The 17,698-nt window shown below is 34.3% G+C and carries 20 protein-coding genes and 1 tRNA gene; 15 read left to right on the top strand and 6 right to left on the bottom strand.

Annotated features, from left to right (window positions below):
* Positions 1-159: 159 nt before the first annotated feature.
* Positions 160-1,053 carry a hypothetical protein gene (locus IPM51_06975; GenBank protein ID MBK9284049.1) on the top strand — a complete coding sequence of 298 codons (894 nt, stop codon included), beginning with the start codon at positions 160-162 and terminating at the stop codon, positions 1,051-1,053.
* A 207-nt stretch (positions 1,054-1,260) separates the two neighbouring features.
* Here IPM51_06975 and IPM51_06970 read toward each other — a convergent pair whose 3' ends face one another.
* Entirely contained in the window at positions 1,261-1,941 is a 681-nt protein-coding gene (locus IPM51_06970; protein ID MBK9284048.1) for a hypothetical protein, read from the bottom strand.
* A 256-nt stretch (positions 1,942-2,197) separates the two neighbouring features.
* On the opposite strand from IPM51_06970, the gene IPM51_06965 reads away from it, so the two are divergent.
* The 13 genes from IPM51_06965 to IPM51_06905 all read left to right on the top strand — a co-directional run bounded on the left by IPM51_06965 (position 2,198) and on the right by IPM51_06905 (position 12,394).
* The gene (locus IPM51_06965) at positions 2,198-2,473 is read left to right on the top strand and encodes a helix-turn-helix domain-containing protein (GenBank protein MBK9284047.1); all 276 of its coding nucleotides are present in this window, start codon (positions 2,198-2,200) and stop codon (positions 2,471-2,473) included.
* Complete coding sequence (locus IPM51_06960) at positions 2,473-2,859, top strand: hypothetical protein (GenBank protein ID MBK9284046.1); 387 nt, start codon at positions 2,473-2,475, stop codon at positions 2,857-2,859. Before IPM51_06965 ends, IPM51_06960 begins: the two co-directional genes overlap by 1 nt.
* A 7-nt stretch (positions 2,860-2,866) precedes the next feature.
* Positions 2,867-4,033 (top strand): hypothetical protein, encoded by a 1,167-nt coding sequence (locus IPM51_06955; GenBank protein ID MBK9284045.1) that lies wholly within the window; start codon positions 2,867-2,869, stop codon positions 4,031-4,033.
* Positions 4,034-4,179: 146 nt separating this feature from the next.
* Positions 4,180-4,929 carry a hypothetical protein gene (locus IPM51_06950; protein ID MBK9284044.1) on the top strand — a complete coding sequence of 250 codons (750 nt, stop codon included), beginning with the start codon at positions 4,180-4,182 and terminating at the stop codon, positions 4,927-4,929.
* Between the two features lie 206 nt (positions 4,930-5,135).
* Positions 5,136-5,678, top strand: a complete 543-nt coding sequence (locus tag IPM51_06945; GenBank protein ID MBK9284043.1) for a hypothetical protein — start codon at positions 5,136-5,138, stop codon at positions 5,676-5,678.
* A gap of 11 nt (positions 5,679-5,689) precedes the next feature.
* Complete coding sequence (locus IPM51_06940; GenBank protein ID MBK9284042.1) at positions 5,690-6,076, top strand: helix-turn-helix domain-containing protein; 387 nt, start codon at positions 5,690-5,692, stop codon at positions 6,074-6,076.
* A 19-nt stretch (positions 6,077-6,095) separates the two neighbouring features.
* Positions 6,096-6,527, top strand: coding sequence for a hypothetical protein (locus IPM51_06935; protein ID MBK9284041.1), 432 nt, complete (start codon positions 6,096-6,098; stop codon positions 6,525-6,527).
* A 17-nt stretch (positions 6,528-6,544) separates the two neighbouring features.
* On the top strand, positions 6,545-7,222 hold the full coding sequence (locus IPM51_06930; protein MBK9284040.1) for a VWA domain-containing protein: 678 nt from the start codon (positions 6,545-6,547) through the stop codon (positions 7,220-7,222).
* A gap of 17 nt (positions 7,223-7,239) precedes the next feature.
* The gene (locus IPM51_06925; GenBank protein MBK9284039.1) at positions 7,240-8,397 is read left to right on the top strand and encodes a protein phosphatase 2C domain-containing protein; all 1,158 of its coding nucleotides are present in this window, start codon (positions 7,240-7,242) and stop codon (positions 8,395-8,397) included.
* A gap of 5 nt (positions 8,398-8,402) precedes the next feature.
* The gene (locus tag IPM51_06920; GenBank protein MBK9284038.1) at positions 8,403-9,386 is read left to right on the top strand and encodes a protein kinase; all 984 of its coding nucleotides are present in this window, start codon (positions 8,403-8,405) and stop codon (positions 9,384-9,386) included.
* Between the two features lie 746 nt (positions 9,387-10,132).
* Positions 10,133-10,984, top strand: a complete 852-nt coding sequence (locus IPM51_06915; GenBank protein MBK9284037.1) for an endonuclease/exonuclease/phosphatase family protein — start codon at positions 10,133-10,135, stop codon at positions 10,982-10,984.
* 3 nt (positions 10,985-10,987) lie between these two features.
* Positions 10,988-11,656, top strand: a complete 669-nt coding sequence (locus tag IPM51_06910; protein ID MBK9284036.1) for a hypothetical protein — start codon at positions 10,988-10,990, stop codon at positions 11,654-11,656.
* A gap of 348 nt (positions 11,657-12,004) precedes the next feature.
* On the top strand, positions 12,005-12,394 hold the full coding sequence (locus IPM51_06905; protein ID MBK9284035.1) for a hypothetical protein: 390 nt from the start codon (positions 12,005-12,007) through the stop codon (positions 12,392-12,394).
* A gap of 674 nt (positions 12,395-13,068) precedes the next feature.
* On the opposite strand, the gene IPM51_06900 is transcribed toward IPM51_06905, so the two are convergent.
* The 5 genes from IPM51_06900 to IPM51_06880 form a co-directional block, all read right to left on the bottom strand.
* The gene (locus IPM51_06900) at positions 13,069-13,527 is read right to left on the bottom strand and encodes a hypothetical protein (GenBank protein ID MBK9284034.1); all 459 of its coding nucleotides are present in this window, start codon (positions 13,525-13,527) and stop codon (positions 13,069-13,071) included.
* Between the two features lie 13 nt (positions 13,528-13,540).
* Positions 13,541-13,774 carry a hypothetical protein gene (locus IPM51_06895; protein MBK9284033.1) on the bottom strand — a complete coding sequence of 78 codons (234 nt, stop codon included), beginning with the start codon at positions 13,772-13,774 and terminating at the stop codon, positions 13,541-13,543.
* Positions 13,775-13,816: 42 nt separating this feature from the next.
* Positions 13,817-14,566: a hypothetical protein gene (locus IPM51_06890; protein MBK9284032.1), complete on the bottom strand. Its 750-nt coding sequence runs from the start codon at positions 14,564-14,566 to the stop codon at positions 13,817-13,819.
* 368 nt (positions 14,567-14,934) lie between these two features.
* Positions 14,935-15,006 (bottom strand) — tRNA-Glu (locus IPM51_06885).
* Between the two features lie 95 nt (positions 15,007-15,101).
* The gene (locus tag IPM51_06880) at positions 15,102-17,243 is read right to left on the bottom strand and encodes a SpoIIE family protein phosphatase (protein ID MBK9284031.1); all 2,142 of its coding nucleotides are present in this window, start codon (positions 17,241-17,243) and stop codon (positions 15,102-15,104) included.
* Between the two features lie 184 nt (positions 17,244-17,427).
* On the opposite strand from IPM51_06880, the gene IPM51_06875 reads away from it, so the two are divergent.
* Positions 17,428-17,610: a hypothetical protein gene (locus IPM51_06875; protein ID MBK9284030.1), complete on the top strand. Its 183-nt coding sequence runs from the start codon at positions 17,428-17,430 to the stop codon at positions 17,608-17,610.
* Positions 17,611-17,698 lie beyond the last annotated feature (88 nt).

Below are 17,698 nucleotides of genomic sequence, written 5' to 3'. Positions count from 1 at the left end.
CTAAGAACAATCGCTCAAAATGCTAAAAGCATTTTTTAACGACAAATCAATTTGCTACGATACGTAGCAAATTGATGCTATATTTTTCAACAATTCATTATAGAATGATGAAATTTAATACATTAGTTTAACAAATTGGTGCAGATTAATTTATTTTAAATGAGAACTAAAACCATTATCATTTGTGCTCCATTTAAGGAGTATCCGGTAGCAGAGCCACAAATTTCAATACCCGGTGAATTTGAAGTATCAGCTTTAGATGATCAGCCAATTGACTTTACTGTTAATGGAAAATTTAATTTACAGCAATACTGCCATTGTCTCTTATATAAGCTATTATCACTCCCAAAATCTAAAATAAAACCATTTCTACAGTTTCAATGCAGTTTACTGAATGACCCATTTGTTTGGCTAAATAAACTCGAAAAGCTTATTGACCTTAACCGTGATGGCATAACAACAAAAGATCACAATATCAAAATCGAAAAATCTTTAATGGTAATTGAATTGCTTCGTCAGGAAATTGAATCCGAAAAATTTATGCCGGCAGTTCGGTATAATTTTTCACGTTTAAAACAAAAACTAAAAAACTATCAATCCATTGAAGAAAAGTTATCATGTCTTCTCGAGGCAAAAACGGAGTATCTACAGAATAGACCGCATAACATTAATTCTGTTGAAGTTCCTTTTAATGAAAAATGTGATTTAGAAATTACTTTATTAAAGAATCAGCTAAAGCTGAAGAAAAAATCTGTTGCAGAAAAATCAATTGTTAACATAGATTCCAAAAAAAAACCTGTAACATTAAATAAATTGCAAATAAACTCAAATCTCAACTTAGTAGTAGATGTGTTTTATCAGTTGATGTACGAAAAACGCATCAATGGTCGTCCCATTATAAGCGGCACTCCTAATGAAGTGGCTGAAATGATCTCAAAAATGTTTATCGACAAAGAAGGAAACGAAATTTCTCAGGAAACAGTGAAAACTATTTTGAAACCTTCCCGTATTGAAAAAAGACCAAAGGGAAATGTAAGATTAGATGTTTTATAGCAAATAGCTTAATGTCTGTTTATACTGAAAAGAAAGTTCTCTTAAACATGAAAGGTTTTATGATGCTGGTTTAGCTTTATTAAAAGGGATAAGTGCTATTAAATTTTACGATTAGAGTTAACAACTTATTCTCTTTTCTTAATTAAACGTTTTCAAAATCATCAATGCGAACCTGTTTATATAAAATAAACCTCTATAATTCATGATTTACATTGGTATGCGCCTTTGCAAAAACACAAACAACTTTTTACCATAAGGGTCAATAGGCTCTTTTATTAAACCTTGATGTATATTATCGAAACCTCGTACAATCAAATATACCGATGCCGTTAAAATTGCAAGGTAAAAATCTGTTGACACAAATTGATCTATCTGCGATAATGCTCTATTTCCGGCTACAACTATGCCAATTGCTGCTTCTGTTAAACCATATATTGTTCTCATTCGAAGTCGAAAATAAAATAACGCTGACCCCAACCCTAGTGTAAATATAGATGTTAGAATTACAGTACTCGTTTTAGAAAGTGATGGCGACATAATCCAAAGAAAAATATCCTTAATTCCTACAAATAGTGAATAGTTCGATAATCCCATAAAAAAGAGCAATAGAATTACAAGCGGTAAAGCATAAACAAACGACTTGAAATCATTCTTTGTAATACCACTGCGAAGAACACTGGTAACAATAATTAAAAAAAAAACAATGAATAAACCTGAAGCAACGTAGGATACGTATTTAATAATTTCTTCCCATGTACGTGCATTTAAACAATAAATAATGGATACCACTGTAATGCACAAGCCCAGTATTTGAATCCAAATTGGCATTCCACTGCTGTTAGAAGCTATAATTTTGTCATTACTTAATGTTTCTGTTGGTTTTTCCATATAACATGCATCTCTATAATAAAGTTAGCAATTATCTCGTCACCTTGATTTCCATCGTTTTACTCTCAAAATAGTACCCTCTCAGTCCCCCGGGGTCTTTCGGACTTTTTATTTCAAAACACCTTTGCTGCATAATCTTAAAAATAAAGCAAATTATGGAAGTAAATCAAACAAACTGCATCAACCGCGCGGAAAATCAAAATAAACCAATGCAGGCTGTAAAAATTCGCTTTCATAAGTAAAAAAACAAAAAACTATGGAAGCAATAATCTTATCAAAAGAGCAATTTAATATAATGCTCGCCTCTATCGAGGAAATCAAAGCAAAAATTGATAAAAAGATCGATCCGGATGAAAATTTTATCGATAATCAGGAATTTCTTTTAAAAATGAAAATCTCAAAACGTACCGCACAAACCTGGCGTGATGAAGGCAAAATATCCTTCTCACAGGTAGGAAATAAAATTTACTATAAAGTTGCCGACGTTGAAGAGCTATTACAGAAACATTATAAAAAATCCTTTAAAAAATAATGGAAAAATATACAGAAACATTGAAAGATCTTACATGGATAGAGCTTTTACGTGAAGTTTCTGCAATCTTAGCGCGCGATACAAAAACGCTGGAAGCAAACGTTAGCTATTATAAAAAACTTTTAGGAGAAAGTAATTCAGATAAAGATCAAATCAATCGTTTATTTGAGAAACTACAACTTGATCGTTTACGCCTTTCTTATTTTTCAGAATTGTTTTTCCGTCTAGATGATACTAATTACAAATTTATGATCATGCATTTAGAAAGTTGTATTCACCAGGAAACTCAAATTCAGAATCGTACACCAAAAGATTGGGCAGCTACTGTTTATTTTAAAAATGGTGAGATGCAAGTGTATTTCATGCCTTTGTCATACTTCCAATAATTAAAAAATGATAGATATCCCGGCGCCACCAAACAAAAATCATTCCCCCCTCTCTATTGGGGAGGGTTCGGGGGTGAGGCTTGAATCCCAACAAGCCAAGCTTGCAAGGCTACTGGCTTCACAACAGCAGATTAAAGAAAGCAAGTGCAAGCCCATTTCTTTTAGCCAACCCATTCTTTGGCAAAAAGAAAATCCTGTTTTCTTTCCTAAAACTATCAATGTAATACAAGGGAAAGCCGGTGTGCATAAATCACGTTTGGCCGAAACAATTTGCGCAGCACTTTTAAAAACACCCGAGAGTAATCGCGATCTTTTAGAATTCAAACGTAATATTTTAACTCGCTACGCTGTTTGCTATGTTGATACTGAAAGGAATCTTTCCGATCAACTTCCGTATTCATTGCAGCAAATACAATTAAAAGCAGGATATCCAATTGAGGAACATCCTTATGGTTTTGATTACATATCGCTACTCGAATTTGCGCGCGAAGAGCGTTTTGAAATGCTTAATATGTATTTAGATTACATCCGTCAAAAATTCCCAATGCACTTATTTATCATACTTGATGTAATTACTGATTGTGTTTTCAATTTCAACGACACAAAGGATAGTATGAAACTCATAGACATGATGAACCAAACCATCAACAGATACGATGTAACTTTTCTTGCACTTATTCATGAAAATCCGGGCAGTACAGATAAAGCAAGAGGGCATTTAGGAACAGAAATATTAAACAAAGCCAGTACAGTAATTCAAATCGGTTTTGAAAAAGATTCCGAGAATCATAATACCAATTTAATCAAGGTAAACTATTTAAAATGCCGCAGTTCCCGAAAGCACGACCCTTTTTTTGCAGAATACTCAGATATAGAAAAAGGATTAATTATTGCAGATCCAAATACAATTAAAGAATCATTTGATAGTCGCAACCAAAAAGCAGCCTTAGATGAAACAATAGAAATTATTGCACACGCTTTGCTTGAACCTATGCCTAAATCAAATTTGATTGAAAAACTTTGCCTTGAAATGAATTGCCGGGAACGCACTGTTGAAACACGTCTTAAATCAATTATTACTCACAAATTAGTTATTCCAGACGCAAACGGCACAGCACGAAACCTTTGCAAACGTCAGGAAGGAAAGGAGGTGATTTATTTCTTATCGGAATAAACTAAAGCAAAATCGCAAAAAGCAAAGAAAGAACAACGTTTGCAAGTTTGCACACCCTTATATAAGGTCTTGCAAATCTGCAAATGTCACCCTGAGCTTGTCATAGGGAGATAAAACAAATAAAAAATTAATTAAAAACTACAAACATGAAATTTCAATTAAAATTAAAAACAATATTCCGAGGGAAAGGACAAAGAAATGCCGGAACTCCAGAAAACAATTACGAACAACTCGAAAGAGAAAACAAACTGGTACTCTCATACCTTGCTGTTCGCAAACTTATTGGTTTACTCGGTTTTTTTCTACCGGCCATATTGGTCATAGGTTCAATTATTTTTGGGAGTTGTGAAAAAATACAACCATCCATTAGCAATTATTATCACACAGCAATGCGCGATGTGTTTGTTGGTTACACATGTGCGCTTTCTATTTTCCTTTTATCATACAAAGGGTATGATCTTACCGACCGCATTGTATCAGCACTCGCCGGTACCTTCGGTTTAATCCTGGCATTACTTCCAACAACTTTTAAAACGCCGGTCATACCTTGCAACATCGAATGTAGTGTAGATCATCCCGGATTTATCGGAACTATTCACCTTGTTTCAGCGGGTTTATTTCTTATCAGCTTAGCCTGTTTCAGTCTATTCTTGTTCACTAAAGGCGAAAACAACCCTACACCGGAAAAGCTCATTCGTAACAAAATCTATATAGGCGTAGCATATTTAATGTTTTTTTGTATCGGTATTCTCATTCTGTACTTTGTCCTTCCGGAAGTTTCACGGAAACCGTTAGAACCTTTAAAACCTGTTTTCTGGCTCGAAACCATTGCAATCATGGCTTTTGGCCTATCGTGGTTGGTAAAGGGGGGATTGTTTTTTGAGGATAAAACATAACCTTTATAAATCTAATTATTGTAGCCGGTGATTCCCAAAGCCGGCTACAGTTTCATAATTTTAACAATATTATTTAATTAATTATCAATTAATTAAAATGTTTATTAACTTATAGGTTAATTATATCAATATATGTATTATCTTTGTATTATAAATTTTAATAACAATAAGGAACTTGGTAAAAACGATAATTAAACAGATAGTTGATGCAGAATATCGGAATATTAGAGCTCCTTTACGATGAATATGAATTTGTCAATTACTATACAATCAGGCTTGAAATTGACGATGTGAAAGAAGAGTTAAATGAAACAGAAAAGTTCATTCAAAATTTTGATGATCCAAACCACACTCATTTTGGTGAATTTGATGCTATTCTTCGGGTGATTGATGGAATGGGGAATTATACAAAGGGAGCAGAATTAAGGCTATTTAGATTTGAAGAGGCAGCACACGCTTTACCCCCTAAAGTTAAAGATGCCGATGCAGTTTTAGATATTGAAATTATTTTGCATTCGGAATTAAGACTGTACTGTATTAGATTGACAAACGAAGTGGTTGTATTATTAAATGGTGGTGTAAAGATAACAGATTCTGCTCTTGATTGTCCGAATGTAAAACAACATTTTAGGTTTGCTCAGGCGGTGGCAAAGAATTTAGACAAATTAAGACGTGAAGGAGTTATTGATATTGTTGGGAAGGAAATTCTTAATTTAACTAATGATGATGAAATATTACTTTATTTATAAATTTTTGTATTATGTCAAGTAAAATATTTAAAAAGGCAATTTCACGCATTACTCCTGAAGAGCGCGCTGAAATGGTGAAATCCCTTGAGATAATATCTCAAATCCATTTTATTATGGATAAAAAAGGGATTAACCAGAAAACATTGGCTGAAATGCTAAATGTAAGTCCTGCTGCGGTAAGCAAAATGCTCTTGCCGGGTAGTAATTTAGGAATGAAAACAATTGTCAAACTTGAATTATTATTCGGTGAAACCATTCTCACTACGCCTCAGAAGATTGAAGAAGAGTTTGAAAAGTATATAGAGTTACCATTGGACAAAGACATTAGTGAAAGATGCCTAAGTATTGTATGGAATGCAGCTGAAGAAACGGGGATGGAAGTAGCAATTACTGGTTAATAATTAAAAATTTGAAAAAATGGCAAATGTTGAAGTAGAAAAATTGGAATATCTCAATGTTCAGCTTATTAAAGCTGAAATAAATAATATTAAAGATGAGCCTTTGCAAAAAGGAGGTGCTTTTCAATTAGAACACAAGGTTAAAGCAAGCCACTTCTATAACCTGGATAAACAAATGGCAAGGGTAATTATTGATGTGGACATAATTGTGGTAAAGGAAGGAAAGAGGGTTAATGCAGGAGCCAAATTTGAAATTGACAATTATTTCCTTTATCCCGAATTGGAAAAATTCGCCCATAAAAAAAATGATAAAGTTCTTATTGAATCTCAATTTTCCGAAGTAGTTAAAGGCTTGGCCTATTCAACTACACGAGGTATTATCCATTCAAAGCTTGCTGGAACATTTCTTGAAGGGGCAATTTTACCAGTTAAAATGTCAACCGAAGTATAAAATAAAACAATAAAAAAATGACAACATACAATTTTAAAGCAGAAGAACCGGAAAATTACGATCAGAAATGCTGTTGCGTTTTAGTTCTCGATGTTTCTTCGTCAATGACAGGGAATCCAATTAAAGAATTAAATGATGGTCTCTCAACATTTACGAAAGATATTAAAACTGATTCTACAACATCTAACAGGTTAGAAGTAGCAATTATTGCGTTTAATGAAAATGCAAAAGTTCTGCAAGCTCCAAGCTTAGTTACTAATTTCACAATGCCGACTTTAATCGCAAATGGCGGTACAAAAATTGTTGACGGAATAAAAGCAGGCATTGAAATGGTCAAGTCGAGAAAGTCTTGGTACAAAGAAACGGGGCAACCATATTACAGGCCTTGGGTCATTTTAATGACCGATGGAGACCCGGATGATTTACAAAATGTAACATCCGTTGCATCGGAAATAAAGAATGGAATGGATAACAAGGAATTCATTTTTTATGCAGTGGGCGTTCAGGGTGCCGATATGAAAAAGTTGAATGAAATTTCACATCCTACGATGCCGGCGGCTCAACTTAAAGGATTAAACTTTTCTGAATTTTTCAGGTGGCTTAGTGCTTCAATGACTACTGTTACTAATTCAAATGACGGAGAAAAAGTTAACCTGCCAAGTCCAGCTGCTTGGATGGCGGGATTTTCAATTTAATACCAAGTAAAATGCACATGATTGGTTGGTTTCATATATTGTTGGCTAGACAAAAAAATAAAAAACAGATTTCTTCCGCTAAACTTGAAAAAAAAAGTGATTCCGAAGCGCAAGAAAAAAAAGTAATTGAAGTCAAAGATATTAAAGAGGACTCGAATGAGAGCACCATAAGCAATCAAATCACAGAGCCTAATAAAAATTCGGAACACGTTCCGGAAACAATTAGTGATAAAGAAGAAAGAAAGCCAAAAAATAGCACAATTAAAGAACCTTCAGTTTCTTTTTCAAACAATCACACGATTCATCCTCAAGCCGAAGAAAAGGATTCATGGTTTATTGTTTCAGCATCGGCAATAGGGAAATCTCATATTATCGATAGTATTCCCTGTCAAGATAACCACTATTGCTTAAGTATTGATAAAGAGTGGGGAATAATTATTAGTTGTGACGGAGCGGGTAGCGCAAAGAATTCTCATATAGGTTCAAAATATATTTCAAACGAAATTGCACCATTGTATTTCAAAGATTTAATTCTTTCCAATCAATGGAATAGCAAAAATAATTTGCCTACGCAAGAAGAGTGGGAGGTTTTGGCTAGAAAAACCTTTATTAATATTTATGATGATCTAATTAATTTTGCATTAGAAAATAAATTTGAAACTTCCTCCTTAGCATGTACCATAATAGTGCTAATTTATTCTCCGATTGGATTATTAATTTCTCATATAGGTGATGGAAGAGCTGGATACAGCAATAAGCAAGGTGACTGGAACCCATTAATGATACCACACAAAGGCATAGAATCTAATCAAACCATTTTTCTTACATCTAATGCTTGGATAAAAAATAAAGACCTTAAACTATCCGGCGTAAATATACCAGAAAGTTATGTATTAAACGAAAAGCCGTCGGCCTTCACTGTAATGTCAGACGGATGTGAGTTGCATTCTTATGAATGCAGTATCATTGACAAGGAGACAAATAAATGGTATGACCCTAATTTGCCGTATCCGAATTTTTTTAAACCTTTAATAAATAATTTGCGCTTAATGCATAAAGATAATGTTCCCGCTTATGATGCAAATAATATTTGGGGGGAGTTTATTGAAAAAGGAACTAAGGGCTTGTCAGGTGAACCTGATGATAAAACAATGATTTTAGGAGTTTTAATTTAGTTACAATGTCAACAGTTTATACCTCCATACGTAAAGCGATTCGTATAGAATCAATCCCACTATCAAGTGCAGGAGGAGAAGGTTCAGTTTATAAAATAATTCCAACGTTAGATTATCCATCGCATTGTGTTAAGATATACCACAAAAATAAAATAAGTGATTTAAAAAAACGTAAGCTAGAATATTTAGTTCTGAATAAACCGTCAGACGCAAAAGGTAATTCTTTTATGTTTTGCTGGCCAAACGAATTGATTTATGATGATTCAAATATATTTATTGGCTTCATTATGCCCTTGGCATTTTCTGGAAGTGAAAAACTATACGAATTTTGTCATCCAAAACTACCCGCAATCCTTAATTCAACATGGCAAAAACTCAACCGAAATAATGATTCAAAATTTCATAAGAGATTAAAAATATGTTTCAATATTGCGGTAGCTGTTCATAGTTTACATCAAGGAAAAAAATATGTAATTATCGACCTTAAACCCCAGAATATTCTTATAAATACTCAAGGCCATATTTCAATAATTGACGTAGACTCTTTTCAAGTTTCTTCTGGATTAAATATGATTTTCCAGGGTGAGGTTTTAACTCCTGATTACGCGCCAATAGAGCTTTATCATGCTTATAAATCTAGCAAGAAAGCTACCGAAAATTGGGATCGTTTCTCTCTTGCTGTATGCCTCTATCAAATATTATTAGGCATTCATCCTTATACAGCAACTGCAAATGAATTGTTTTGTAACGCTACTACATTAGGTGAAAAAATTAAGAACGGATTATATGTTCACGGTTTAAATAAAAATATGCTTTCGGTAATTCCTCCATTACATAGTAAATTCGATACGTTACCTTATTCTCTGAAAAATCTTTTTAATAAAGCATTCGCAATTAATGGTTGTAACGAAATTGCTAGGCCGACTGCAACCGAATGGTGCGACGCTTTATATAAGGAAATCCAGATATTAGATTCAACGTTAGCATAAATTCTCTATTCAGATTTACGAACAGGTAAAAAGGTGTTCCTCAGCTTGCGCAAAGCAAAAAGGTGCGCCAAACCAATGTAGCATTTGCTTTTACGTGTTTGTTTTTAAAGGTATTTAAGCAAAAGCTACATTGCCCCCTTCCGTTGCTCATTCTATTCCGCTACTCAGCGGGTTAAAAGTATTGTCACACTTTTTGCATTTTGCACGAGCTTCGTCACGGCAGCCTCCTCATTATTCAAAGCCACTTCATTCATTTCGTTGCGGGCACCCGTGGCGTTTCCGCTTCGCTTACACTTCCACTGGTTGCTCCTCACTCCATTCATTTCAGTAGCTTCTCATAATGCCGGCTGCCCATAATTTGGCTCGCCTGGTGGTCGCTCGGGCTTCGGCTAAAGGGTCACAAGCCACTTGGTGGCATGTAATTTTCTCTTCGCTTGTGCCTCCTTTAGCCTCGTTTTGCTGGCGCGTGGCATAAATCAAAGCCTAAAGTCTTTCTTTTATTTGCCACGCTGGCAAAATAGGTCGGCCCCGTAGCGCGTTTTAAACTCGCTACTCCCGGCCTTCCCACCCTCGCTCCACTCGCGGGCGGCTCGCAACACAGTGTCCGCAAACCGTTTCATTTCGTTCAGCGCACCGTGCCGGATGCACTTCACTTCATTCCACTATTTGCAGCCACTCTCCCTACGCAGCTCAAGGCTGTTTTACCTCAACGCACATAAAAAATCCTTACATTTATCAAATCATTTATGGTCATTGGATTTTGGAATATAGGCAACAACACCGATATTGGTGATTTACTCATTGAATTCGTAAAAGAAAATGAAATAGATATTCTGTTTCTTGCAGAAACGAAATTCAAAAAGGAGAGAAACACTAAGTGCCCTGATGTTGTTCTCGATTTCTTAACTAAATCCAAAATTTTGTTTTCTACTCCTTTTGTTCAATTACCTGATTTAGATTTTAGAGTAAAGGCCTTAACAAAAATATCTTCGAGTTTATTTGATTTAAAAAAAAAGGAAGTAAAAAGTTCTAGATGGTCTGCATATCATCTTGAAATTCCTTCTTTAATTAGGATGAATTTATTTCCTGTGCATTTTCATTCAAAAAACAACTGGTCGCATATAAGTCAGGCACTGGAGTGTGTTAATTTATCTCAAGATATTTCAAAAATCGAATCATTAACCAAATGTAACAACACACTTCTTATAGGTGATTTTAATATGAATCCCTTTGATTTTGGAATGGTATCTTCAAATGGTTTAAATGCAATTTCGAGTTTAGAATATGTAACTGACAATCCCATTGGTAGGAAAGTCGATGGATCTCACTATAGATTTTTATACAATCCCATGTGGAATTTCTTTGGTGATCAAAGTAAACCTATGGCTACTTACTATTATCGTTCTTCGGGTCATGTTTCTCATGAATACCATATCCTTGATCAGATAATTCTAAGCGGAACAATGAAGCAGTATCTTACTAGCAATTGTGTTCAGATTGTAACAAAAATTGGCGGTATCAATCTTGCAGCAATATATGATCGGCCTAATGAGATTTATTCAGATCATTTTCCAATTAAGATAAAACTAAAAATATAGAATATGGCTAAAATTAATGTTTGGGAAAACATCGAGTTTTCTGATAAAAAAGCAAAATCCGCCTATGATTACTTAGTTGAACAGAAGGATGGGTTATACCAGCAAACTGGTGGCGAATTAAGAATGGAAATAGATGCAATAGACACATTTCTTGATACTAAGCCCACAATTACCCCAGCAGCATTATACATCGTATACATTATTGCGCCTCGTCTTGGTAACTTTCGTAGAAAAATAATAAGTGTAATAGAATATTCTGATAGTGGTAGATTTCCAGTAGATATTTTTAATCATATGGATGAACGAGATAAAAGAACAAATATATCGGAGGAAAGCTTTTTAAATGAATTCATAAACTTGCTTGGTACGCATTCAATTAAATCATCGATTCAAAATCTTTTTCAACAAAGTAAAGAAAATGGTCGCACAATTGGGTTAAATATTTTGAGTCCGAATCATGCCGGCGTACTTGTATTGCGTGATGGCTCAACAATAAATTATGGAGTAAAGGAAATCCGCGAAGATAATTTAGTCTACTATACAGCATCTGCATTAAGGCTTTTTGCAGATAAAAAGGACATAGAAATAACAAGTAAAAAAGAAGATGAATTATTAGCTCTGGGTCTGCTTAACATAATTCCTTTAACTTCAATTTTAAAAGTTCTTTCGTAAACTTTTCTTGATCAGTTTTTATTTTACCATAAATAAAAAAAGTCAGCAAAAGTAAGTCGGTGTGCCAATGTCCGCAAGGTCAAGCCCTCCGGGTTTTGCAAAAAAAATTTTATCCTGAGCGAAGTCGAAGGGCTCCATATTTCTCTATAAATTCTGTTTTCTTAGTTATCTCTGTTTTACATTAAAATTTTTTTAGTCAAAAACCTTGCAAACCTTGTCCCACCTCCTTGAGTGATGGCTTTCTTTTTTATTTTTTTCGGTTTTTGTTTTTTCTTTTAAAATATATGGGGTGTGTCGGATAGCATAATTTTTAAATCTATAATTATGCTCAAAATCAAAACCCACAAAATGAAAAACACTTATGAATGTGTCCATTTTTTTATTCTATCAAAAGGAAATAACAGCGGTAAACCGATGGAAACACCATGCCCAAATTGCTTTGTGTGCTTATGCAAAGATGAAGAAGAAAAACAACGCCTGTACTGGTTGTTTTACGGATTATGGCAAGGGATGTATTTCCATCCTTTTTTAACAGGCTCTGTGATTCCTTTTATCCGTTTGGATGACCTAAAAAGTGTTGTAAAAATCGCATTGGTAAAGATTGAATTAAAGCCTCTACAATTTGATAAAAATATTTCAATGGTACAATTGCTTGATAAGAAAGCAAAAGTTGTACAGGAACAAATTAAACTGATAAAACAGGCAAAAAAAGCATTAATGTACCAGGCACTAAAATGATTACCTGTTCCTGTTTTCGCATAATTAAATTTTATATGCAAAGGTGGCAGGTGGGGCTGACCCACATGCCGACACTAAAAAAACAAAAGCTTACGGCATAAAACACAAGCCAACGCACTGACCCAACATTTATTCCGTTTCCTTTTGTTTTTTTAATCCACCTGCTTTAGAAAGCATATAAAATTTAATATTATGCAAAAACATCCAAAAATGTCCTCAGTCACATCAACAACGGTTTACAAATTTTCTTCTTCAATTCAATTTAAACCAATGCAGCTTTCACCTTATGCATTCAATCGCTATTTGCGTAAGCGTTCACTCATGCATTCAACTTCAAATTTAAAATCATATGCCTTGCCATGTGGTTGTTATGTTTTGGTGCATTCATCAGGTGTGCGGCAGCTCTCCATTTTGCCATTTTAGTTTTACTAAAATAAAAAAGGTCGCCCACTTGCGGGCGACCCTCCTTCACTTTCTTTGAAAAACTTATTTCCGAAATCGTTTAACAAGCCATTTCAACGATACAGACACGCAGAAACTCACCACAGCTCCAATAGCTGCAAGGACAACAGTTTTTAAAATGTCGGCTGAACCAATGTTCGCCAATAGGGTTAAGCCCGTTCCTGTAACTGTGCCAAGGATTGTCCCACTTTCTATATGATGATTAGTTGCCATTACTTAGCGGTTTCAGTAATCTTGGTTGTGTAATAAGAATTTGCATTTGCGCAATTCGCATCGCAAGATTTCTCTGCCTTTAAGCTAAGCAAATCTTCAACCGTTTTATCAATTGTTCTGCCGGCATCAGCTTTTGTTAATTTAGCGCCTGCAGCAATAGCATCAATCAATTGATTTTTTGTAGCATCAAAAGTTTTCCCTTTGATATCTATTTCAATGTTCGTTTTAATTTCGCCTTCACCAATTGATTTTGAATGGTAATCTGCCTCAATTTTTGGTGTTTCGCAATCACTTGCGCGTACAGTGATACTATCTTCATCTTTTTGTCGAAGGCGACTTTCACTTTCTTTTGTGATAACTGCATTTGCTTCGAATGCACTCACCACTTGTCCTTTGTTGTAATTCTTTCCAGAAACTTCAACAAGTACTTTTAATTTTTCTTTTTTTGTATTGTCCATGAGAATTAAAATTTCAATGATTATTACTCTTTTTTTTGTCTCCATTTCCTTCTACAGCTGCTTGACTAATTGCAGTTGCTACCGCTCCTGCAACAATCAAATAACCACCGGTTGTTACCAGAGCAATAGGTAAGGCGATTGGTGTTGCCACCAATACGCCGCCTGCTGCTGCAAGTATCAAACCTATAGTCCGCAGTTTTTTAAAAAACTTTGGAGTTGGACCTGACAATCTTTCAAAGATGTTCATGTCGTTAGGGTTTTTTTGATTTTGTTTCATTGTGTTTCCTCCTTATGCTACCTCAACAACAGTTAATGAATTGTGAGCGCCATCTTTTAAAGAATACTGAACAAGATTTACTAATTGAAAAAACTCCAATTGTAATAAATAAATATCAGTACCGGTACCCGTAGGTACGTTAGCTGGCGTAAGTACTACGTTAGTAGGCGTTGCATTGATTGGAAGGTTTACAACGTTTGACGCTTGCAAATCATATATTCCGGTTACAAAATTTAATTTCAACCATGCTCCTTTAAGAGTAACGTGTGTCGCTCCTGCGGGAAAATTAATATGATTAATGGGTTCAAGTCCGTTGATTGTGATTACTCCTGTTCCGGTGTTCACACTGTATGGTTTAAACAAAATACTACCAAGAATTGCTTTTTTATTGAAATTGAAATTTTTCAACAAAGCTTTTGCCGCTGGCAAAGCAATTGCGACGCCAACATTTCTATCGCCTCTGGCACTGGTGCCATCAAGATTTTTAATATTGGTCATGATTTTGGTTAAACGAGATACAACACGATTATCGGAAGCAGTTTGCAGCATTGCGAACAATGCTGTGCGTAGGTTTTTACCTGCAACCGCAGACGAACCAAATTCAGCACCGTTTTCCCTTGTTCTCACAAAGGCAGGGTCGTTAGCGATACGTTCCGCATCTACGCCCCCTTTTTCACGGGCTAAATGTCCGTCTTGGGTTTTGTAAAAGGAAAGATCTCCGATTTTCCCTTTTAGTTTGATGATGCCCTTTTGACGTGCCATTTTGTTTAATTTTTAATTGATTAATAAAAGCTTAAAACAGGAGCTGCAGTCACCTGTATAAGATCAGGAATTTCTTTAATCGCGAATCAAAAAACGACTGACAATACAAAAGTACTTTACCGTAAATGGCTTAAAGAATTTGCGGTGCGTTTGCATTGTTTCGCAAGTTTTTAAACAGTTATATGAGGATTTTAGGGCTTAGATGTATAGATGTGCCTTGTCATAGGTATGGATAAAGTATGAGACAATGCAAAAGAAAGTAATTGAGGTTTATAAGGTGTAAAGTTATCAACAGTTTAGCGTGTTGTACCTATGTTGTACCTAAAAAGCAAACCCCCTGTAAATACAGGGGGTTCAGAGGTGTTTCGTAGCCCGTACGGGAATCGAACCCGTGTTTCGTCCGTGAAAGGGACGCGTCCTAACCCCTAGACGAACGGGCCAAATCTTCTAATTTGGGATGGCAAATGTATAAATTTATTTACACTAACAAAAATTTGATTGAACTAAAAATGTTACTTTTTTAAATTTCTATACTTTAAGGCTTAATCCCAATCACCATAACATCATCAACTTGTTCGTTTTTACCTTTCCATTCTGTAAACTTCTTTACCAAAAAAGCTTCCTGTTCTTCAGATTTATAGGTCGAAATTTCAACCAACCACTTTTTAAATCTCGATACCATTATTTTTTTACCACCATGTTCATTATCCGGTCCGCCAAACTGATCGGCAAAGCCATCGCTGAATAAGAATAATTGTTTTACATCTTTTATTGCTAATTGATGTTCTGTTAGCTCAATTTTTTCTATGTGCGAACCACCTACCGGTGTTTTATCGGGTTTTATTTCATTTAATTCACCTTTCTGGTCAAAATAAATTAATGGTCTGTTTGCGCCACTATACAAAATTTTATCTTTAGTAATCGTAATCGCTGCTAAATCCATTCCATCTCTGTTTATTGAACCGGGTAAATCTTGTTTCAATGAGTGTCGGAGTTCTTTGTGTAAGTTTTCTATTAAATCTTTTGGATTAAATATTTCATTTTCGTGGGTTAATTTGTTGATGATGTTACTACCCACCATACTCATTAAAGCTCCGGGTACTCCGTGTCCGGTACAATCTGCAGTTACTACTATTTTGTTTCCTTTTATTTCAGTGATATAATAAAAATCTCCACTCACAATATCTTTCGGACTATAAAAAATAAAGGAATTAGGGAAAATACTTTTTATTATTTCACCTTCTGGCAAAATAGAAGTTTGAATTTGTTTAGCATAATTTATACTATCAATTATATCTTTATTTTTTTCCTCTATGATTTTCTTTTGTTCCTGTATTTCACTTGTTCTTTCCTTTACTTGTTTATCCAGTGTTATATTTTGTTCTGCTAAAATTTGTTGCTTTTCCTTTTCCTGTTCTATAGTTTGCTTCGAAAGTTCTTCAACTTGAATTAATTTTTTAGATAAGAATTTATTGGTTCGTGATATGGAATGGGCTAAGTAGAAAGTAAGACTAAGCGGAACGCCGGTTAACGCTAAAAACACAATTAATAGCATTATCATTCCAATCACAGGATCTGCCACATTAAAAGTATTTTGCTTGTTAATAATGAGTATCAATGTTAATAACATAATGATGACCAAAGCTAGAATGCCTAATGCAATAGCTTTAGCACCTTCCTTTTTATGCTTTAAGGCGATTATGATTATTCGGAGAGACTCGGTTATCCCAAAGAAAATGACTAATAATGAAAAAAAGTTGGCAATTGGCATATCATTAAAACCAACATAAAAGGTAATAAATAATACCAAGTAAGTTACAAAATACCATTTAGGATTGGCTATTTTAAAAATTGCTCTAAACATAAAAGGGAGGAAATGAAACAAAGTTACCGCAGCGGGCATGCTTATTTGTTCCATTGTACTTATAAGAAAATAATTATCCGAATAGTGGGAGAAAAGTCGGGAGAAAGAGATGTATGCGGCAAAAAAAAGAATTATAGAATAATACAAATTAGAAACTTCATATCTGTTTAAAAAGAATATTGTAAAATGCAGGATAAACAAGGTGATGTAAAAACTAAATAAGAAACTTGAAATTCCTATTGCATTTTCTTCAATTTCACCCTTTAGTAAATGAAAATTATCCGTTTGGCAAATGCTAACCTTAATATCCAGCAACATCATTTCGTTTTCATGATTTATTGCAGGTTCATTCTCAGATCCGCGAATTAAAATTTCATAATCTTTATCAGCTTCAAAGACCTGACTAATACTGAAATAATCTGAAATTAATTCCCGCTGACTTTCTACATTGTATCCTATTCTACCAATTTTTTTAATAAGCTTTCTATTAAGAAAAACTTCACAAGCTCCTTCAACTGAAATATTAATAGTTAAGCTTTTGTTTTTACAAGTGGAGTCAAAACGAACAGTTTTCTTTACCCAATAAATCCCCTTGTAGTTTTTCCAAATGGAATCTTTTAGCCATATAGGAAAATTTTTGATTTTAATCGCATTGAGTCCAATAAATGTGTTGTTCCTGGATACGGGTAAAAAGAGTTCTGCATCTTTTAAAATAACTGTGCTATCCAGTTCTTCATAAGAAAAGGATTCGACAGTTTGAGCTTTACCAAAAATGGAAATCCATAGCAGGATATAAAATAACCGAATACGCATTTGTGATTGATAAATGTAAGCAAATTTAATAGGTTCGCAATTAAAGTCAAGCGATTTCAAACTTCGATTATCTATTTATATATCTGATTAACAAAGAATTAGATAAGTATTTATTACCTTCCGTTTTCTCACAATATATTTCTAAAAATTACGTTTAAAAATAAAAACACCACACACACAGCCTATGATTAAAATATCTACCCCTGAAAACAGTCTTACGAATACCCTTTCAAAACCTGAAATAAAGCTACACAAGCTTGAATCTGAACCCTCAGCTTTAACAATTGCCAATATTATTGGGTACAGCAAAAACTTAGAAATTAAAAAGTCTGAATTTGTGACTGAATTCCAAATTTTAAAAAGCTAGATAATACTAAAATGATTTAGATTATTGAATTGTCTGATTCAATAGTTACTTCATTTTAACAATTCTAATCCCTTTTTTTAAAAAAGGG

Source organism: Sphingobacteriaceae bacterium, assembly GCA_016715905.1.
Taxonomy (GTDB): Bacteria; Bacteroidota; Bacteroidia; order B-17B0; family Aurantibacillaceae; genus Aurantibacillus.
The sequence above is the reverse complement of the archived record's forward strand: the minus strand, read 5'-3'. Positions and strand labels throughout refer to the sequence as shown.

What these genes read in the sequence shown, in the direction of transcription:
- IPM51_06975 (MBK9284049.1), top strand. Translation starts at nt 160, where the DNA reads ATGAGAACTAAAACCATTATCATTTGTGCTCCATTTAAGGAGTATCCG.
- IPM51_06970 (MBK9284048.1), bottom strand. Translation starts at nt 1,941, where the DNA reads ATGGAAAAACCAACAGAAACATTAAGTAATGACAAAATTATAGCTTCT.
- IPM51_06965 (MBK9284047.1), top strand. Translation starts at nt 2,198, where the DNA reads ATGGAAGCAATAATCTTATCAAAAGAGCAATTTAATATAATGCTCGCC.
- IPM51_06960 (MBK9284046.1), top strand. Translation starts at nt 2,473, where the DNA reads ATGGAAAAATATACAGAAACATTGAAAGATCTTACATGGATAGAGCTT.
- IPM51_06955 (MBK9284045.1), top strand. Translation starts at nt 2,867, where the DNA reads ATGATAGATATCCCGGCGCCACCAAACAAAAATCATTCCCCCCTCTCT.
- IPM51_06950 (MBK9284044.1), top strand. Translation starts at nt 4,180, where the DNA reads ATGAAATTTCAATTAAAATTAAAAACAATATTCCGAGGGAAAGGACAA.
- IPM51_06945 (MBK9284043.1), top strand. Translation starts at nt 5,136, where the DNA reads ATGCAGAATATCGGAATATTAGAGCTCCTTTACGATGAATATGAATTT.
- IPM51_06940 (MBK9284042.1), top strand. Translation starts at nt 5,690, where the DNA reads ATGTCAAGTAAAATATTTAAAAAGGCAATTTCACGCATTACTCCTGAA.
- IPM51_06935 (MBK9284041.1), top strand. Translation starts at nt 6,096, where the DNA reads ATGGCAAATGTTGAAGTAGAAAAATTGGAATATCTCAATGTTCAGCTT.
- IPM51_06930 (MBK9284040.1), top strand. Translation starts at nt 6,545, where the DNA reads ATGACAACATACAATTTTAAAGCAGAAGAACCGGAAAATTACGATCAG.
- IPM51_06925 (MBK9284039.1), top strand. Translation starts at nt 7,240, where the DNA reads ATGATTGGTTGGTTTCATATATTGTTGGCTAGACAAAAAAATAAAAAA.
- IPM51_06920 (MBK9284038.1), top strand. Translation starts at nt 8,403, where the DNA reads ATGTCAACAGTTTATACCTCCATACGTAAAGCGATTCGTATAGAATCA.
- IPM51_06915 (MBK9284037.1), top strand. Translation starts at nt 10,133, where the DNA reads ATGGTCATTGGATTTTGGAATATAGGCAACAACACCGATATTGGTGAT.
- IPM51_06910 (MBK9284036.1), top strand. Translation starts at nt 10,988, where the DNA reads ATGGCTAAAATTAATGTTTGGGAAAACATCGAGTTTTCTGATAAAAAA.
- IPM51_06905 (MBK9284035.1), top strand. Translation starts at nt 12,005, where the DNA reads ATGAAAAACACTTATGAATGTGTCCATTTTTTTATTCTATCAAAAGGA.
- IPM51_06900 (MBK9284034.1), bottom strand. Translation starts at nt 13,527, where the DNA reads ATGGACAATACAAAAAAAGAAAAATTAAAAGTACTTGTTGAAGTTTCT.
- IPM51_06895 (MBK9284033.1), bottom strand. Translation starts at nt 13,774, where the DNA reads ATGAACATCTTTGAAAGATTGTCAGGTCCAACTCCAAAGTTTTTTAAA.
- IPM51_06890 (MBK9284032.1), bottom strand. Translation starts at nt 14,566, where the DNA reads ATGGCACGTCAAAAGGGCATCATCAAACTAAAAGGGAAAATCGGAGAT.
- IPM51_06880 (MBK9284031.1), bottom strand. Translation starts at nt 17,243, where the DNA reads ATGCGTATTCGGTTATTTTATATCCTGCTATGGATTTCCATTTTTGGT.
- IPM51_06875 (MBK9284030.1), top strand. Translation starts at nt 17,428, where the DNA reads ATGATTAAAATATCTACCCCTGAAAACAGTCTTACGAATACCCTTTCA.